Origin of the sequence: Prosthecochloris marina (genome assembly GCF_003182595.1) — a bacterium.
Classification (GTDB): domain Bacteria; phylum Bacteroidota; class Chlorobiia; order Chlorobiales; family Chlorobiaceae; genus Prosthecochloris; species Prosthecochloris marina.
In genome coordinates this window covers 283,196-299,050 of the sequence record NZ_PDNZ01000004.1, presented here as the reverse complement: position 1 = coordinate 299,050, position 15,855 = coordinate 283,196, and the positions used below count along the sequence as shown (strand labels likewise).

Genomic DNA, 15,855 nt, shown 5'->3' with positions numbered 1-15,855 from the left:
GATCTTTTGCGTCGGCTGAATTAGCCTTGTTATACGCTGTCAATTTCGATAATTTGTGATTTTCCCATTGATTTGTCCCCAGATAGCCATTGCCATTGTTCTGATAACTTTAATCTTCCATCTGGTAATAAAGTCGGAACGGATGTGCACTTACCAAGCATTAAATTCCCCTCAAGATTAATGTGATGATAAGTAAATTCCAGAGTGCCATCTTCCGACATTTTCCCCAACAAGTGTCCTTTTATGATGCTTCCTCCAGAATAATCTGCAGAAATGATATTGTCATCTTGATGATAGTGAAAAAGGGTTTCAGAGCTTACTTCTCCATTTTCTGTATTTTCGATTGATTGGAAAATTTTTCCGTCAAGATTGTATTTCATGTTTTGTTTTGTCCTAAGCGTATAACATTATTTATTAACTGTATTACAGAAATTCTAAACTACCCTGAATAACATAGTGCACACTTACAGAATTAGTGCATCGGATGTTGGTTTGTAGGCAAGATTTCGTGTCTATTATATCAGTTATACGTATGCCGTATTGAAATAGTCCCCAAAAATAGGACAGCAAGTATAGTTGCAAGAAAACCCGTAAATTGCTGTCACTATGAAACGAAGCAGACGAAAATTCAGTGCGGAGTTCAAGACCAAAGTGGTTCTTGAAGCCTTGAGTGAGCGATTAACTGCAAGCGAGCTTGCCCAGAAATATGAAATCCACCCCAACCAGATTGCACAGTGGAAACGTGAGTTTCTTGACCGTGCTGCCGAAGTGTTTGAGCGTTCTGGTAAGCCGGAACAGCAGCAAAGCGAAGAGGATGCAACGCAGCTCTATCAAAAAATCGGTCAGTTACAGATCGAAAACGATTTTCTCAAAAAAAAGTTGTTGAGCTGAAAACCGTTCAAGAACGATGCACCATGGTTGAGAAAGAACATCAAACACTCAGCATTAGCTGCCAGTGTCACTTGCTGTCAATCCACCGCTCAGGCTTGTACTATCAACCGAAAAAGACAACAAAGCTGAACCAGGTATTGATGCGTCTGATTGATGAGCAGTACCTGAACAAACCCTACTACGGCATCTACCGTATATGGGAGTGGCTGGTAAAGGACAAAGGCTACAAAGTCAATATCAAGCGTATCAGACGCCTGTACCGGCTGATGGGACTTGAAGCAATCGGGCCAAAGCCGAATACCTCAAAACCAGCACCAGGGCATAGAGTGTATCCGTATCTGCTCAAGAACTTGCCGATCACAAACAGTAATCAGGTCTGGGCAACCGATCTGACCTATGTGCCGATGAAGAACGGCTTCCTGTACCTGATGGCCATTATTGATCTGAAAAGCAGGTATGTGCTCAACTGGTCGGTCTCGAACACGATGGATGCTGCCTGGTGCGCCGATGTCTTCCGTGAAGCTGTCCGAGTGCACGGAAAGCCGGAAATACTCAATACCGATCAGGGTAGTCAGTTCACCAGTGAGGTATTCACCAGAACGGTAATCGACAAAGTTGGGGCGAAGCTTTCCATGGATGGCAAAGGTCGAGCTATTGATAACGTTTTCATCGAGCGGCTCTGGCGCAGTCTCAAGCATGAATACCTGTATCTCAATCCGCCATCTGATGGTCTGGAGTTGTATCAGGGCTTGAACCACTGGTTCTATGAATACAATACAGAGCGTCGGCACCGATCATTAAACGGAGAAGTACCTCAAAGTGTCTACCATGATAAAAAACAACAGGCTTCGGAGGCAGCCTAAACAAACTTAGTTTATCGAAAAAACTGTCCTAATAATGGGGAGTAACTCACTCCTCCCTTTTTTCTGTGTGACTGCAATTCCTTGTTAGGCATACTCGATCTCGTAAGAAGACTGTATGAAACCACTTTGAAACGAATTTGTTTCGAGATGCTTGAGTGGGGCTATCATCTCATAGGGCCTTTCTATAAGGATAATATGCTTCTTGCGCAGGAGTGCCACGAAATGTCGATCTCATGAAGCAATATTCCGTTTTCCCTCCATGGTGGTTGATCGGGGCTCGTTTCAGGTGACAGAATGATTTTTGTGATTCGGGTGGTTACTAATCAGGAGATTGTCCGGGTTCTGGATGTTCAGCACAAAGACAAGGTGCTTCAATCAAGCGATGCCTGTTGAACCATGAAGAGGGGAGAGGGTTTCAGGGGTTGATACAATAGTAATGCCATGGAGTTGGTTTGAACCGGCATCAATTTCTATTGAACCGGTAACAAAAGGTGGCGAATACAAGCATCGGTGAGTAATGTTTTGTGGCGAGGGGGTTAAGTTCTTGTCATTATAAAGAATGGCCCTGGTTTTGGAGGCCGGGTCAACCGCAATCCGTCAAGACAGATATCATCTTCTGTGCCGGACTTTCCTGAGGCAAAGCTTTATTGAACAATTTTCTATCAGAGCCCTTTATTCTCCTGGTTTTCAACAATTTTTGTCGTGTTCTCGGCTATACGAAATGTCGCAACCAGTGCTTCGAGCACAAGGCGGATAAGTATTGCCGTGAGAGCAAATGCAAAAGGAGACAGTAATATCTTGACAAGCCCTGCTATAACATCATATCGGAGATCCGAGATTCCTGCACCGGCAAAACCCAAAGCTGATATGCCTGCAAAGACCAGACCGATGATATACAAGTACTTGACAATCTGTAGGGTAATAAACTCTTTGAAGGTGAAGTCAAACAGCTTTGAAAAAAATCCATGAGCATTCATGATAAGCCTTTTATAAAGGGTTGATGCGGCTGATGATTACGGTGTGTGGAACCATAAAGCCTCTCATGCAGGCGGTCGGCATTCGGGAATTTTACCTTAACCTTAAAAGATGGAGTGGCTTATTGTTTTAAAAAGTTACATGTTAATTTTGTGATGAGCAAATTATACTGTGATATTTCACTGTTCTTTTTTTTGTTGAGGTTAACGCTGTTAAATATTTTGATGTTGCAGAGAACTATGAAGGGTATGAAGAAGGGGGGGGGAACAGGCAATATTCATGGCTTTTGAACCGTCTATCCGTAAACCGAAAATCTGATCGTAAGAATTGTGATGATCGGTAGGGGAACCCTGAAAGCATTATCTCACATGAATAAGGGTTTTGGCGATCTGGTCCCGTAAGCTGTGCGGAACCGCTACCTCATCGGCATATTTTTTCCATTGTGCTACCGCTGCATCGATTTCGTCAATGATTTCTACAGCTGTTTTGACATTTATGGATTTTGCGATGGTTAAAAGGTCTTTTTTCGTGATGTTCGTCCGTTTTCCGTTGATGCTCAAAGCATGCTGACTGACCCAACGGTGATTGGGCTGATAGGCATGGCAAACATCATAAGCTGGTGCCAGTTCCCATCTGGCGTTTTGCTTCAACCGGAACGAAAAGTTTTTGGTGTGGTCATCGCAGTTTCGGGCAGCCACATTGAACACCATTCTCCTGAACATCTGCTCTGCATCGGGATATGGTAGTTTCAGTTCGCGCATGGTTTGAAAAAGTTGTTCATAGCTGAAACTCATGACCGAGTTGTAGTCGAAATGCTTTAATGCACTGAATGTCTGAATGTGATGCTTCGTTGATCCGCCTTCCCGGTCGAAGCGCTTGGTCATAAAGTGTGCTCTTTCGTTTTCTTCCAGCAATCGGGATGGCATCATGATTATACCGCAGGCAAGGGCCATATTATAGTATGCCATTTCGACCCTGCCGTATCCGTGAGAGGTTCCCAGTTGCACGTCACTTACTCCGTCCAGCTTTAAGAGCCAATGTTCGAACCCTTTGGGGGCATTTGTCTGGCCGGATCGTACTTCTCCGGTTTTTTCGTTGTAAGCAATCACGGCCTTCGGCCTTGCGCCGCCGGCTGAAGTTCCGATCCGAAGAAGTTCCGATACTGCCTTATTTGCATCCGCATCCAGGTTGGTAGCAAAAGCTTCTTTTTTGGAAAGCATGTTTTTTGCAACATCTACCAACGCTTCGATCTCAACGGAAAAGGTTCTTTTTCTCGCTTTCCAAACAGGTGGTTCGAACTCCAAGGCACCCATTCCCCGGGTACCTATAAAGCAGAGCATCTCCACCGGATTCATGCTGTTCTGTGGGCGACCCTGCCGGGCCAACCACAGGTTGATCAACTCATTGCCGTACCGGTCAGGCAGAACGTCTGCTAATAATCCTGGCAATCCTTTGAAGCTGTCCAGTTCAGGCTCGGCTTTTTTACGCAGCTTAGGAAATACAAACGTTTTTGTCGTAGCGGATATGGGCATTTGCAGTGGGGCCAGATCCCACCCCTTTGCTGAAAATCGGGGATCATATTCAAATGTAGCCAGTCCTGCGGCAACGTCCCATGCCACAGCTCCGGCCAGCTCTCCCCATATCCTGACTTCCGCTACATCCATTGCTTACCAATCATGTTTTGTTGTATCGCCGCCCTGTTTTCCTCTGGCCCGTTGTCTTTTTTCTTTCTGTATTTTGGCCATCATCAAAGGGCTGATGCGTTGTTCCACGACAAAGGCATCCATTACCTGCAGCTGGTCCAGTACCCTGAGTACCTGGATTAAGGTCGCGAGGGTGACAGTTTCGCCCCTTTCCAGCAAGCTCAACGTCGATCGGCTGATACCGGCCTCATGAGCAAGTGTATTCTGGGTTTTGTTCTGTTCCAGGCGGTGGTGTCGCACAAAAGCCCCTATTTGCCCAACAAGCATCTTGTCACTCAATGCTACCCAATTTGAGAGTGATTTATCAGTCATAATGCCGTTATTTGCAGATCAATGCATGAATTACCATTCAAATATACCTTTTCTCAGGCAGGATGTCAAATTTTTTGAGTGATTTATCATTCGTTATCTGTGTTAAATGCGTTTAGTGAATTATACGTCGTTCATTAATTTACAAAATGTTTCATCAGTTATTTTGTTATTCCTCCTATGGTTCTAAGGTACGTTACAGTTGCTTCTGTTGCATGTAGCGTTTCTATTGACAGGGTTATAGGTAACCCGATATTTGCGAAAATGAATGAAATCAGGGGAAAGCATGTCAGGTGTTATGGAAAGAGAAAAGAAGCAAGGTAGGTGGTGTGATCAAGCATAAAGCCAACAATAAACGCAGATGTAAGTTTTGATGTCCTATAAATATAAATGACATATACCATCGACGATTATTTATATTTAATTAATAATAATCTCCTGCGGAACGAAAGAGCCGTACTGTTGAGGTTAAGGTCAGACCATTTCAGGGTAAGTCGGTATGCCCATTGAGTTGGCATATCTGCAGGGAAGGACAGGCAGGAAATCAAATCTGTTTACAAAACAATGCCTACAAGCCTTGACGATGAGCAATTTTCCTTTAATAGCATGTGATTCTGTTGAAGTCATAGCTGGTTATATGCATGGGTTGACTCAACCGTCGCTCTCAGCCAGGCTTCGAATTTCGAATTCCCAAAAGTTTGCCGGAATAAACCGGCAACTTGTTCAGCTGCTCGGGCCTTATGTTCCCCCTGAGCATCTGTCGGAGATCGATGATGGGCAGGGTGGAGATTGTAATGCATTAGCCGGGATGATAGGGGATGCTGTTGGTGGGCTGCAAGAATCTGCCGGGATACCGGTACTGAATTCAACAAAGATTATCAGTGGTAGTCAGAACGGTGAAAAGGTAGCCGGCTCAACTGAGCTGATCATTACCATGTTTTTTCCTTCGCTTATTCCGCTTGCTGCCAAACTTGTTCTCGAGTGGTTACTGTCGGTGCTTAATAATATGGGGCCTGAACAGAGGGAGCTGTCAACAAAGCAGGGCAAAAAGCTTGATCAGCTCTTTCAGAGGCTCAAAACTCTCGCTCCCGGTGGTTCGAACAATATCCGTTTTATTCGTGCAGCGGATACTCTCGGTATACCTGTTGTCGCTTTACCGGGAGGTGTATTTCAATATGGTTGGGGAATCAGAGGGCGATGGTTCAACAGCAGCATTACCGATGAAACACCCTTCATCGCTGTGAAGTATGCGAAAAGCAAGCTGTTAACCGCTTCGGTATTGGCAAGCGCAGGTATTCCTGTGCCGGAGGGAAAACGCGTCAAAAATATGACGGAAGCGGCCTCTTTGGCTGGCAGGATTGGCTTTCCTGTAGTGGTAAAACCGGCAGATCTTGACCAGGGTAAGGGGGTATATGCCGACTTGAGGACCGAAAACGAGGTTTACGCAGCATTCAAGCAGGCAGGTAAGCTGTCGACGAATATCATGCTGGAGCGCCATCATAAAGGCCATGCATTTCGTATCACACTATTTCGGGGTGAAAGTGTCGTTATCGTGAAACGACAGCCTGCAGGGGTTACTGGTAACGGAGTTGCAACGGTGGAACAGCTTATTGAAAAGACAAATACCGATCCAAGACGTTCCTCCAGTCGTTTTTCGATCATGAAGCCGATTGCTGTGGATGAAGAGGCACGCTTGTTGTTACAGCAGGAGGGGCTTCGCCTTGATTCTGTTCCACAGGAAGGGCGATTCGTCGCCCTGAAAAAAGCTGCAAATGTGAGTACCGGGGGTGATGTAATCATTCTTGAAAAAGATGATATTCACCCTTCTTATCTCTCTTTGGTCAAGCGGGCGGCAGCACTGCTTCGTCTGGATATAGCGGCGGTCGATTTCATCACGGATGATATCGAAAAGTCCTGGCAGGAATCTGATGCCGTCATTATCGAGGTGAATGCCCAGCCGCAGATGGGAACCATTCTTACTCATCTTCACGGTCAATTGCTCAGTAGCTATGTCCCGAAAAAAGGCAGAATCCCGTCGATGTTGGTTTTGGGGGCCGATCGTGAAGACGTGATTCGGAGGATACGGGAAAACAGTGGGCATGATCTGTCAGGTTTAGGAAGTGTTTCAACGGACGGCATATTCATTGGCAGGGAACGCATCGGTGACGGAGGTAAGGATTCTATTTCAGAAGCGCGTATGCTCATTATCAACCCATCTGTTTCTGGGTTGCTTCTTGCAGGCGAACTCGAGGCGATTGAATCCGATGGGCTTGCGCTGCCATTTATTAAAAAGATAGTCTTTGGCAGTTGGCCGGATGAATGGGAGAAGACGCCCAAGCAAATGGAACTGTTGAGCAGCCAGCATGATTGTGAGATATGGTTCGTGAGAAACCATCCGCTCCAGTCATACAGCCGACAGTTGTTCGCTCGGGACAAGGTACGCGTTTTCGAATCCCTCGATTCAATGATCGAAGCTTCCATCCAGGTTCTAAGCGAAGAAAACAATGATTGAGCGTGAATCTGTACAGGTATATGTCAATGGGCGACCGGTATTGCGACGGGTTCAGATAGAGCCGACCAATCGTTGCAATTTCACGTGTGGTTATTGCCGGCGGACACACTGGGCCAGACCGGAAGGAGATATGCGTCTGGAGCGGTTTCGAGAGGTTCTTGACCGCCTGCCGGAAGTGTCTCACATCCATTTGCAGGGTGTCGGTGAACCTTTACTGAACAAGGATCTGCCAGCGATGATCCGTTGTAGTCGTTTGTGTGGGGCACGTGTCGGCACAACTACCAATGCCTCTTTGTTGAGCATGAAAAAGGCTATGGCACTGCTCGATTCGGGGATAAATCGTATCAACCTATCCGTAGACACGCTTGAGGCAACAGATTTCAGTCGCCTCCGCCCCGGTTTATCCATAAAAAAAGTTCTTGCAAACATTACTGAACTTGCTGAGCTGCGTTACAACGGCGGCTACGAGGATATCAGTCTTGCGTTTGCGCTGGTTACGGTGCAGCCTGCTATTGAGAGTCTAAGCTCGATAATCAGGCTTGCTGCGGAGCTTGGTCTGGATGAAGTTTACCTGCAGAATCTCAACGGAAGCTTTCTTCCGGCTGGCTATCTTGACGAGGAAAGTCCCGGTGATAATGGTTATGGATACTACAGAGAGGCGACACAATCAGCACATGCCCTTGCATCAAGGCTTGGTATTCGTTTTCTGCCGCCTGCAATGGATATTCCTGACTACTCGTGGCGTTGCCGATGGCCATTGCATGGCTGCAACGTCACCTGGGACGGTTTTGTCTCGCCCTGCTGCTTGCAGCCGGATCCTGATGTACTACATTTCGGCAACTTGTTCGAAACGGACTTCGAGAAGATCTGGAGCAGTCCTGCTTACCATCATTTCCGTGCCCGTGTACAGGCGGATTGCGAACCTCTCTGCGCCGGATGTCCGGACCGTTACGGCCAAATGTGGCACCCCACTGCAAACCCGTTTGCGGAGCTTCAACCATGACCATCGATAGAAGCGAAGGTACAAAGAAACCAGTGGTTTCGATTATCACGCCCGTCTATAACCGGGCTGATTATCTCGCTGAGACCATCGAGAGCGTTCTTGCACAAACATTTCACAACTGGGAACTTCTTATTATCGATGATGGATCTGATAACGATGACAGCCGCCGGATTTCAGAGATATACTGTAAACGTGATGCACGCATCCGCTATTATTATGAGTCTCATGGTGGTATCAGCGCTGCGCGCAATCATGGTATCTCCCGTGCACGAGGGAAATATCTGGCGTTGCTGGACTCGGATGATCGCTATCTTCCCCAAGGTCTTGAGATTTTAGTACATGCTTTACAATCTGCAGCTGAACCGGTTAAGCTCGTCTACGCAAACTTCATCAAGTACTTCCAGGCAGAAGATCGTTTTCAGCCAACGCGGGTTCAGCCTCCGAAGCCAAGACCCGGTTTGTATCTACAGTTTATGGTACCGGGTGGCAATCCCGTCGCGCCTTCTGCTTCTCTCGCGGAACGTAGCGTTATTCAAGATATCGGTGGGTTTGACAGCAGTTTTGACGGTCTCGAAGATCGTGAACTCTGGTCCAGGCTGGTACGTAAATATGAAATCGCGCATGTTGCACAGCAGGTTGCGATTTATCGTAAACACAGCAATCAGATAACGGACCCGAAAAACCGTGCAGCAAAGCGACTGCTCAACGATAAGCAGGCTTATACCTTCTTTTCCGCGCTCCCACTTGAATCCTGGTTTCCTCAGGCAAAGGAGCCAAAAAGTCAGGCAAAAGCGCTTGACCAGTTAGCTTTGGCGCTCCTGAAGCGTTCTAATCCGCCTGTCGATACGGCTTTGTACTTGCTTCGTCTGGCTCAGTTGAAAAGTCCAACCCGGCAACGTAAAATCTTTCTGGCCGACTTGGAAGCAAAGATTCCAGGTATTCTCCGGGAACAGTTTTGTTGCGAAGAGCGCTTTAATATCCCAAACGTTTGAATGGCATGTCAGTTCCAGATTCCAGTATCACTACCGCACAGCGTTATATTGACTTTCTCCTTTCTCGAGAAAAAAGCCTCGAACTACCTGTTATTCCTCGCCATTGTGTTATCAGCTATGTACCTGATGTCATTGGTCAAATGAAAGCTCTTCATTCTCATCGCACGTTGACACTGGGGGTAACCAACCCGATGCAGCTGTATTTCTTTACGCCTGAGGATGGTCGTTCTTTTGCTATGGCTCGCGGCATGCATGGTGCGCCCATGGCTGCTGTGCAATTGGAAGAACTCATTGCTCTGGGTTGTGAGGAGTTCCTTGTGATCGGACCGGCAGGGCATCCGACGGCAAAACTTCTCCCTGATATGCAGCTTGGAGAATTGCTTCTCGCTACGCGTGCCATGATATTCGAAGGGACATCTCCGCACTATGGACGTTCAGGACATTCCTTGCCTGCGGCCGGGTCCGTAGAGCGCCTGAAAATCACTCTTCAGGATCTTGGGCTGTTGTTCCGGCAAGGTACTGTTGCAACGACCGACGCGCTGTACCGGGAAACAGAGATGTTTATTAATGAGCTGCTTGAACAGCAGGTTCTTGCTATAGAAATGGAATTGTCGGCACTCTGCACGGTGGCTGAGTGCCGTGGAAAAAATCTTGCAGGACTGGTGTTTATCAGTGATCTGGTCAGGACTGACGGTAGCTGGGACATTGCACCTTCAACGAAGGTATATTACAATGTGGTGCGGCATCTCACCAATGCCGTACGCGGATACGTGGAACAATGATGATGCAAGGTAAGAAAGTGATTATTACGGGTGCGGCATCCGGCATCGGCCTCGCTGCAGTGCGCAAATTCGCAGGAGCTGGAGCCAGGGTTTTTGGATTGGATCGCAAACCGGATATTGCTTCCATCGGTGATGATATTCTTAATGTAACGGGTATATGCTGTGACCTGACCGACATCTCGCAGATCAAAACCACATTGGATGGATTTTTGGATGATGGCAATGTCGATGTACTTGTCAACAATGCCGGAATCAACCCGTCACCATCGAGTTTAACCGACACCTCTGAAGCGCTCTGGCAACGGTTGCTCGATACGAATCTAACGGCTATCTACCGATTGACGAAAGCGGTGATGATGCATATGCAATGCGGATCGATTATCAATATCAGCTCGATTCTCGCTCTCTCGGGTGCGAACAGGAATGCTGCCTATGCAACTACAAAAGGGGCGATCATTTCACTGACCCGTGCGATGGCCCGGGATCACGGACCTGCGATCCGTGTTAACTGCGTCTGCCCGGGTGCTGTGGAAACGGAAATGTTCGAAGAGTATCTTAGCCGTTGTGAGGACCCGGTGAGGGAGCGTAAAAGAATCTGTGAAACATTGCCTTTGCAGAGATTGGGTAAACCGGAAGATATTGCCGAAGCGGTGTTTTTTTTGACTTCCGGTTCAGCGTCATGGATCACAGGGCAGGTGTTGGTAGTCGATGGTGGAGATTCGGCTTGACTGCTTGAAGGGCAATATGGTGGCTATCCGCCGCTTTTCTTCGTGTTTTCGAAAGTACGTGCGGGATTACTGTGTGGCGATGAGTATTTGTTTTTGCGGATTTCTCTATAAGATGTTCTCTGTTCCTGTGTTTTTGTTGCTTGTGTGTTGTATTTTAGAAGTATAATGTGCTTGCTTGAAACAAACTCCGTTTTTCATGAGTCCGCAACTATCAAAGAAGAAACCATGCAACACAGAAATTTCTGGATATCTGCGATCGTTGGGTTCTGCCTCCTGTTTGGTTTTCACGATCATACCAATGCGTGCACCGGCATTTCTCTGAAAAGCAAGGATGGATCCGTTGTGGTTGCCCGGACCGTGGAGTGGGCGCCGAGCGACGCCCAGCACAACAAGATTGCTGTCTTTCCTCGTAACAAGACATTCACCGCATCAACACCAGACGGACCGAACGGCAAACGCTGGAAAAGTCGTTTCGGCTTTGTCTCCATGACGGCATACGGTCAATCTTACGGGCCTGACGGGATGAATGAGAAGGGGCTGTATGTCGGTATGTACTACCTGCCGGGTTATGCAAGCTACATGAAATATGATCCGAAACAAGCGGCCAACGCAATGAGCGTCGGGGACTTCATGCAATGGATGCTGTCATCGTTTCAGACGGTTGGTGAGGTGCGCAGGAACCTCAGTACGGTCGCTGTCGTGAACGTCGATGATCCACGATTCGGAGGTGCGGCGCTGCCGTTCCACTGGAAGGTCGCTGATCCTGGCGGGGAGAGCATCGTTATCGAGTTCGTCGATGGGGGCAGTTAAAGGTATACGACTCTTTTCTGGGTATTATAACGAATTCTCCGACCTATGACTGGCATCTTACCAACCTGCGAAACTACATCAAGTTAACACCAAAACCCAGCGAACCCTTGAGCATCGAGAACTTCCAGCTCGGGCCATTGGGAGCAGGATCGGGAATGGTCGGTATGCCGGGGGACTTCACGCCACCCTCGCGCTTCATTCGGGCGGCTGCACTCACGACTTCTGTTCGTCCCCTGTCGAATGCGACCGATGCCGTATTCGAGTCTTTCCGGATTCTGGATAGTTTCAACATCCCGTTGGGAGCGGTTGTACCTCGAGAGCAGATTCCGAAGGATATCGAGAGTGCCACCCAGATTACCTCTGTATCGGATCTCGGCAATAAAAGGTATTATTACCATACGATGAATAATCGCCAGGTACGAATGCTCGATCTTACAAAGATAGATTTCGAAAGCGTCAAACAGCAGGTCATCGATGTTGATACCGGCAGGGAACACATGGTTCGGGAGATTTCAGTGAAGTAGCCGAAGGATGAAGAATAAGGGGGGCAGCGGTCAGTTTTTCCGCATAAGGTTCAAAAAAAACATCTGTGACAGGAATACTGCTCTTGATCTTCGATATGTACCTCTCTTCGAATGGTTGATCGACTATGATGGAAAATGTAATGTTGTGTCAATTCAAGAGCGTGTGGTGAATTCGCGCTTTTTGTGTTTTTGAGGAGGTTGTTTGCCTTTATGAACCATGTTCCCGATTCCGATTTCTTTAAAAATCGACTTTTCAAATTGTGCAGGATATTTCTCACGGTTACCCGGTTTGCTTAGCTTTTGTTGATTTTTTGAGCAAAAAATTGTAGCAGTTTAAGCAATTCTTGTCGCACGTTAGAATTGATCTTCCTGTTGGAATCATTCCAGTTGATGATGTCATTATCGATATGGATCAGCCGATCAAAATGATCGATGGGTAAGCCTGTTTTCAGGAATTCATCGGTTTGAACGACCAGAACCAAGGCTTCAGCACTCTTGTTTTTCAATAGTGCCGTAGCCCTGTTGAAAAGACTTTCGAACGGGAACGTCAAGTGTTCTCCGGAAGGAGTTACCGTAAGGTTGTGACTCGTCAGGTAACAGTCAACATTTCTCCGGATAAACGACTCTTGCCGGGACCTTCCCTCTTCGACAGCCTTATCCGAACCAACCACGATTTCAACCGGAATACGTCCATCGCCGTTCATCAATTTCTCAAGGTAAACCGGGATTAAGGACCTTGCAATATCATTCCCGCCAAAATAAGGGGCATAATTGACTTCATTGATTATCGCTCCATTGTCGTGCCACGGCTGGGTTATATCACTGGAGATGATGTCGACACCGGCATTGCATAATTCGAAAAGCCGGGCAGCTCTTTCGGCAATTTCCCGGTTGTCGGGATGTACATGTTCACCAACATCCTCAATATATCCACCCCAGGCCGTTGACTCAATCTTACGCAAGGGCACTCGTACCCCTTTGTCAGGTACTGAATCCGGAGAGAATCCTGCCAGTGACATGGCTTCCAGAGCTTGCTTGTCTAGCGGACAGTGTTTTTCCTGAAGCCAGGATGGTTTTGCTTTGTTCCTGCGGTTCGCAGAATCAACCAGCTCGGAAACGGTGTGCTTTCCGTCCCCTTCGACTGAGCGAGGGCCTCTGCGTATCGCGTAAAGCATTTTGCTGTTTGCAATGAGCAGTCTGTAGCATATACCGGGCACTTCACGTTCTACAAGGATCTGCTTGGAAAAAGATGCTGCGTTCTTATATGCAGCACTCAGTTTTTCCTTGTTCGTAATGGAGACGGTGACACCTTCTCCCCGTTCTTTATCTGCCGGTTTGACAACAAGCGGCCAACCAAGCTTATCTGCCGCTAAAACAGCTTGTTCTCTGCTGTTTACCGGAATGTGTTCAGGGGCGGGCAATCCCGCTGCACGCAAAAGACTTGCCGCAAGAATCTTATTTGTTGTTAATTTTACACCGATAACGGAGTCCGAGTCAACTGAACTTCTATCCATCAAACGGCTTTTACTGCCCCAGCCAAGCTGGTATATCCCGGACCCGATATGACGAAAGGGAATCCGGCATCGATATGCTGTCCGAAGAATAGGGATTGTTGAAATACCCGCGGTTATCATTGAACGCAACGGTGGCAGGATTTTTTTTTGAATGACGTTATAGATGGTTATTGGAGCTCCCGATGGGTGCCCTTGTTTTTGTAGCAGCATTATCAGCTTCAAAGCTGAACTGTAGGTGTGGTCGATGCCCTTGAAAGGAATGCCATCCAGCATGGGAACAACAATTCTTGACTGCCATTGTGAAGGGTCTTTGTCATCTTTCCTGACGTCAAGAATAAGCCCTGGGTCAAAAACAGGAATACCGGCAATTTGCTGTAAATAACGGCCGAGGAGGAGAACTCTCCACATAAGGGCTCCGACCTTTTCAGCTTCTGCATCATTGACTTTGTAAACATAACCTGGTCGAGGCTCTATTGTTACTTCCAGTTTTGTTGCCAACCAGTCGTCTATTGTCTCCAAATCAACATTGTTTGAAATAGAGCGAGTGAAAAATGTCAGGATATTGCCAGGCTGACGCAGTCCATACCTGTAACCTTGCTGGTGAGTGGTGATTGTACTTTGCATTATCTGGAATTCAGGTCGAATTCTAAAACGGTCCAATGATCCCTGTTGGGATCCCCGAAAGAGTGCTTCTTCGGATTTGTTCCGGTAATTGTATAACCGAATTTATGTACATACCAATGAATGACGTCAGGTCGATCCGATTCCGTACGCACATGATGGATGCCTCGGTTCCGCAGCTCGGCCAGTCGGGTTTCCTGTAGCTGAGACCCGATTCCGCAACCCAGAAAATCAGGCTCTACCGCGAGGCTGGCTGTTTCTGCATGTGTTTTGTCAAGCAGTATGTAGCTAGAGACCCCGACAAGCTGTCCCTGGAGCTCTGCAACGAAAGTGTTGTCAATATCGATTCGGTCACGTTCGGGTGCCGGAATATCAGGGCTTGCCTGAACCGGTGCCATGTTCCATTTTGAAAGTATTGCCATAACCCCATCCATATCCTCCGGTTTCATTTTGCGGATTTTGGCCTGCGTGGCTTCCCAGTTATTGCGATTGCCCAGCTGTAATTGTTCGCGCGTCTCCTGCGGTGTCGCGATTGTGCGTCCGAGTTCTCGGGAAATCCGCACGATACGTTTGACCAACGTTTCGTTTCTTGCCGGTTCGCGTTCGGAGAAGTTATAGAAGGGATTGTCTTCGAGGCCGACTCGCACATTTCCTCCCATGGTGATTGCGGCTGTGTTTATCGGCAGCTGATAACGGCCTATTCCCGCTGCCGCCCAGGTCCATCCCTCTGGAATCTCCCGAACGAGGTTTGCCAGGTCCAATACACGGCCAGGCACTGTTCCTAAAGAGCCAAGCAGCAGATTGATATAGCAGCGTTGGGGAAGCAATCCCTTGCGCTGCAAATAAAAGGCATAATTCAACATCCCGAGATCAAAAGCCTCGAGTTCAGGCAGGATGTTGCGATATCTCATACGTAGACAAAGCTCCTGAACAGTTTCAGGATCATTGACGGATGCCTGTTTAGGAAAGTTCAGCGAAGTCAGCGTCAACGAAGCCATGTCAGGTTTGGCTTTTCCATCCAGCTCCAGGACGGCGGAACGCTTCTCGATTTCCGTATGTATTCGGCCGCTCGTCGTTGCTACCAGTACAGCATCCGGATGATCTGCTCGAATATTTTCAAAAATGCGACCGAAGATTTCGGGTCGCCATGTCGGCTCGTCTGCAGCATCATAGGCATGTACATGAAGAATGCTTGCTCCCGCTTCTATAACTGCCGCGGCATTATCAGTAATTTCCTGAATACTCCCAGGGACATGCGGATTAATCTTTCTGTTCGCAAGGTTGCCGGAGAGACACACATTGATAATTAGAGGTTGCTGACTAATTCCATGCGGAGGATTGCCGCCATAAAGGGTATCATATGCAGGCTGTTTGATCACGGCAGTTCTTCTTTATTTGAAAGTAATATGTGCTTGCAAGAGGTTTAATATGGGTTTACACAAGGTTATCTAATCTGGGCAGTACTTCTCAATTAAAAGGTAGAGAACGGTTTTATTCATGGTTACGACACTCTGCCCATGGAGTTTGAGATTTTTGAAAGTTTTGAACAAGGCTCAGAAAATAAAAAAATCGAGTTTCTTTTGTACGTATTACGTATTCATATACATATAAGATATATACCTCTTTTT

Annotated in this window: 15 protein-coding genes; 9 read left to right on the top strand and 6 right to left on the bottom strand. The window is 47.3% G+C overall.

From position 1 onward, the window contains the following. Nucleotides 1–29 precede the first annotated feature (29 nt). Complete coding sequence (locus CR164_RS07490; protein WP_110023302.1) at nt 30–380, bottom strand: avidin-fold protein; 351 nt, start codon at nt 378–380, stop codon at nt 30–32. A gap of 226 nt (nt 381–606) precedes the next feature. Here CR164_RS07490 and CR164_RS07485 point away from each other — a divergent pair, with 226 nt between their 5' ends. Both CR164_RS07485 and CR164_RS07480 read left to right on the top strand, forming a co-directional pair. Beyond that, nucleotides 607–891: a transposase gene (locus CR164_RS07485; RefSeq protein ID WP_110023301.1), complete on the top strand. Its 285-nt coding sequence runs from the start codon at nt 607–609 to the stop codon at nt 889–891. A gap of 23 nt (nt 892–914) precedes the next feature. Next, nucleotides 915–1,754, top strand: coding sequence for an IS3 family transposase (locus tag CR164_RS07480; RefSeq protein WP_239994491.1), 840 nt, complete (start codon nt 915–917; stop codon nt 1,752–1,754). Nucleotides 1,755–2,416: 662 nt separating this feature from the next. Here the strand turns inward: CR164_RS07480 and CR164_RS07475 are convergent. From CR164_RS07475 to CR164_RS07465, 3 genes are all read right to left on the bottom strand, one after another. Next, nucleotides 2,417–2,731 carry a DUF4282 domain-containing protein gene (locus tag CR164_RS07475; RefSeq protein ID WP_110023299.1) on the bottom strand — a complete coding sequence of 105 codons (315 nt, stop codon included), beginning with the start codon at nt 2,729–2,731 and terminating at the stop codon, nt 2,417–2,419. 357 nt (nt 2,732–3,088) lie between these two features. Then, nucleotides 3,089–4,393, bottom strand: coding sequence for a type II toxin-antitoxin system HipA family toxin (locus tag CR164_RS07470; RefSeq protein WP_110023298.1), 1,305 nt, complete (start codon nt 4,391–4,393; stop codon nt 3,089–3,091). 3 nt (nt 4,394–4,396) lie between these two features. Continuing rightward, complete coding sequence (locus CR164_RS07465) at nt 4,397–4,744, bottom strand: helix-turn-helix domain-containing protein (protein WP_110023297.1); 348 nt, start codon at nt 4,742–4,744, stop codon at nt 4,397–4,399. Nucleotides 4,745–5,324: 580 nt separating this feature from the next. On the opposite strand from CR164_RS07465, the gene CR164_RS07460 reads away from it, so the two are divergent. The 7 genes from CR164_RS07460 to CR164_RS13295 all read left to right on the top strand — a co-directional run bounded on the left by CR164_RS07460 (nt 5,325) and on the right by CR164_RS13295 (nt 12,092). Beyond that, nucleotides 5,325–7,253: an acetate--CoA ligase family protein gene (locus CR164_RS07460; protein ID WP_161953503.1), complete on the top strand. Its 1,929-nt coding sequence runs from the start codon at nt 5,325–5,327 to the stop codon at nt 7,251–7,253. Then, the gene (locus CR164_RS07455; protein ID WP_110023295.1) at nt 7,246–8,256 is read left to right on the top strand and encodes a radical SAM protein; all 1,011 of its coding nucleotides are present in this window, start codon (nt 7,246–7,248) and stop codon (nt 8,254–8,256) included. Before CR164_RS07460 ends, CR164_RS07455 begins: the two co-directional genes overlap by 8 nt. Next, nucleotides 8,253–9,248 carry a glycosyltransferase family 2 protein gene (locus tag CR164_RS07450; protein WP_161953502.1) on the top strand — a complete coding sequence of 332 codons (996 nt, stop codon included), beginning with the start codon at nt 8,253–8,255 and terminating at the stop codon, nt 9,246–9,248. Before CR164_RS07455 ends, CR164_RS07450 begins: the two co-directional genes overlap by 4 nt. A gap of 5 nt (nt 9,249–9,253) precedes the next feature. Further along, nucleotides 9,254–10,030, top strand: coding sequence for a phosphorylase family protein (locus tag CR164_RS07445; RefSeq protein ID WP_110023293.1), 777 nt, complete (start codon nt 9,254–9,256; stop codon nt 10,028–10,030). Then, nucleotides 10,027–10,758: an SDR family NAD(P)-dependent oxidoreductase gene (locus tag CR164_RS07440; RefSeq protein ID WP_110023292.1), complete on the top strand. Its 732-nt coding sequence runs from the start codon at nt 10,027–10,029 to the stop codon at nt 10,756–10,758. Before CR164_RS07445 ends, CR164_RS07440 begins: the two co-directional genes overlap by 4 nt. Before the next feature lie 225 nt (nt 10,759–10,983). Further along, nucleotides 10,984–11,568, top strand: coding sequence for a linear amide C-N hydrolase (locus CR164_RS13300; RefSeq protein ID WP_204901799.1), 585 nt, complete (start codon nt 10,984–10,986; stop codon nt 11,566–11,568). A gap of 17 nt (nt 11,569–11,585) precedes the next feature. Beyond that, on the top strand, nt 11,586–12,092 hold the full coding sequence (locus CR164_RS13295; RefSeq protein ID WP_204901800.1) for a linear amide C-N hydrolase: 507 nt from the start codon (nt 11,586–11,588) through the stop codon (nt 12,090–12,092). A gap of 293 nt (nt 12,093–12,385) precedes the next feature. On the opposite strand, the gene CR164_RS07425 is transcribed toward CR164_RS13295, so the two are convergent. Beyond that, nucleotides 12,386–14,230 carry an ATP-binding protein gene (locus CR164_RS07425; RefSeq protein WP_110023290.1) on the bottom strand — a complete coding sequence of 615 codons (1,845 nt, stop codon included), beginning with the start codon at nt 14,228–14,230 and terminating at the stop codon, nt 12,386–12,388. Continuing rightward, the gene (locus CR164_RS07420) at nt 14,230–15,606 is read right to left on the bottom strand and encodes a GNAT family N-acetyltransferase (protein WP_110023289.1); all 1,377 of its coding nucleotides are present in this window, start codon (nt 15,604–15,606) and stop codon (nt 14,230–14,232) included. The genes CR164_RS07425 and CR164_RS07420 overlap by 1 nt, the downstream gene beginning before the upstream one ends. Between the last annotated feature and the right edge of the window lie 249 nt (nt 15,607–15,855).

Excerpts from the sequence above, each read along its gene's own strand:
- CR164_RS07490 (WP_110023302.1), bottom strand. The coding sequence starts at position 380 with ATGAAATACAATCTTGACGGAAAAATTTTCCAATCAATCGAAAATACA.
- CR164_RS07485 (WP_110023301.1), top strand. The coding sequence starts at position 607 with ATGAAACGAAGCAGACGAAAATTCAGTGCGGAGTTCAAGACCAAAGTG.
- CR164_RS07480 (WP_239994491.1), top strand. The coding sequence starts at position 915 with ATGGTTGAGAAAGAACATCAAACACTCAGCATTAGCTGCCAGTGTCAC.
- CR164_RS07475 (WP_110023299.1), bottom strand. The coding sequence starts at position 2,731 with ATGAATGCTCATGGATTTTTTTCAAAGCTGTTTGACTTCACCTTCAAA.
- CR164_RS07470 (WP_110023298.1), bottom strand. The coding sequence starts at position 4,393 with ATGGATGTAGCGGAAGTCAGGATATGGGGAGAGCTGGCCGGAGCTGTG.
- CR164_RS07465 (WP_110023297.1), bottom strand. The coding sequence starts at position 4,744 with ATGACTGATAAATCACTCTCAAATTGGGTAGCATTGAGTGACAAGATG.
- CR164_RS07460 (WP_161953503.1), top strand. The coding sequence starts at position 5,325 with ATGAGCAATTTTCCTTTAATAGCATGTGATTCTGTTGAAGTCATAGCT.
- CR164_RS07455 (WP_110023295.1), top strand. The coding sequence starts at position 7,246 with ATGATTGAGCGTGAATCTGTACAGGTATATGTCAATGGGCGACCGGTA.
- CR164_RS07450 (WP_161953502.1), top strand. The coding sequence starts at position 8,253 with ATGACCATCGATAGAAGCGAAGGTACAAAGAAACCAGTGGTTTCGATT.
- CR164_RS07445 (WP_110023293.1), top strand. The coding sequence starts at position 9,254 with ATGTCAGTTCCAGATTCCAGTATCACTACCGCACAGCGTTATATTGAC.
- CR164_RS07440 (WP_110023292.1), top strand. The coding sequence starts at position 10,027 with ATGATGATGCAAGGTAAGAAAGTGATTATTACGGGTGCGGCATCCGGC.
- CR164_RS13300 (WP_204901799.1), top strand. The coding sequence starts at position 10,984 with ATGCAACACAGAAATTTCTGGATATCTGCGATCGTTGGGTTCTGCCTC.
- CR164_RS07425 (WP_110023290.1), bottom strand. The coding sequence starts at position 14,230 with ATGCAAAGTACAATCACCACTCACCAGCAAGGTTACAGGTATGGACTG.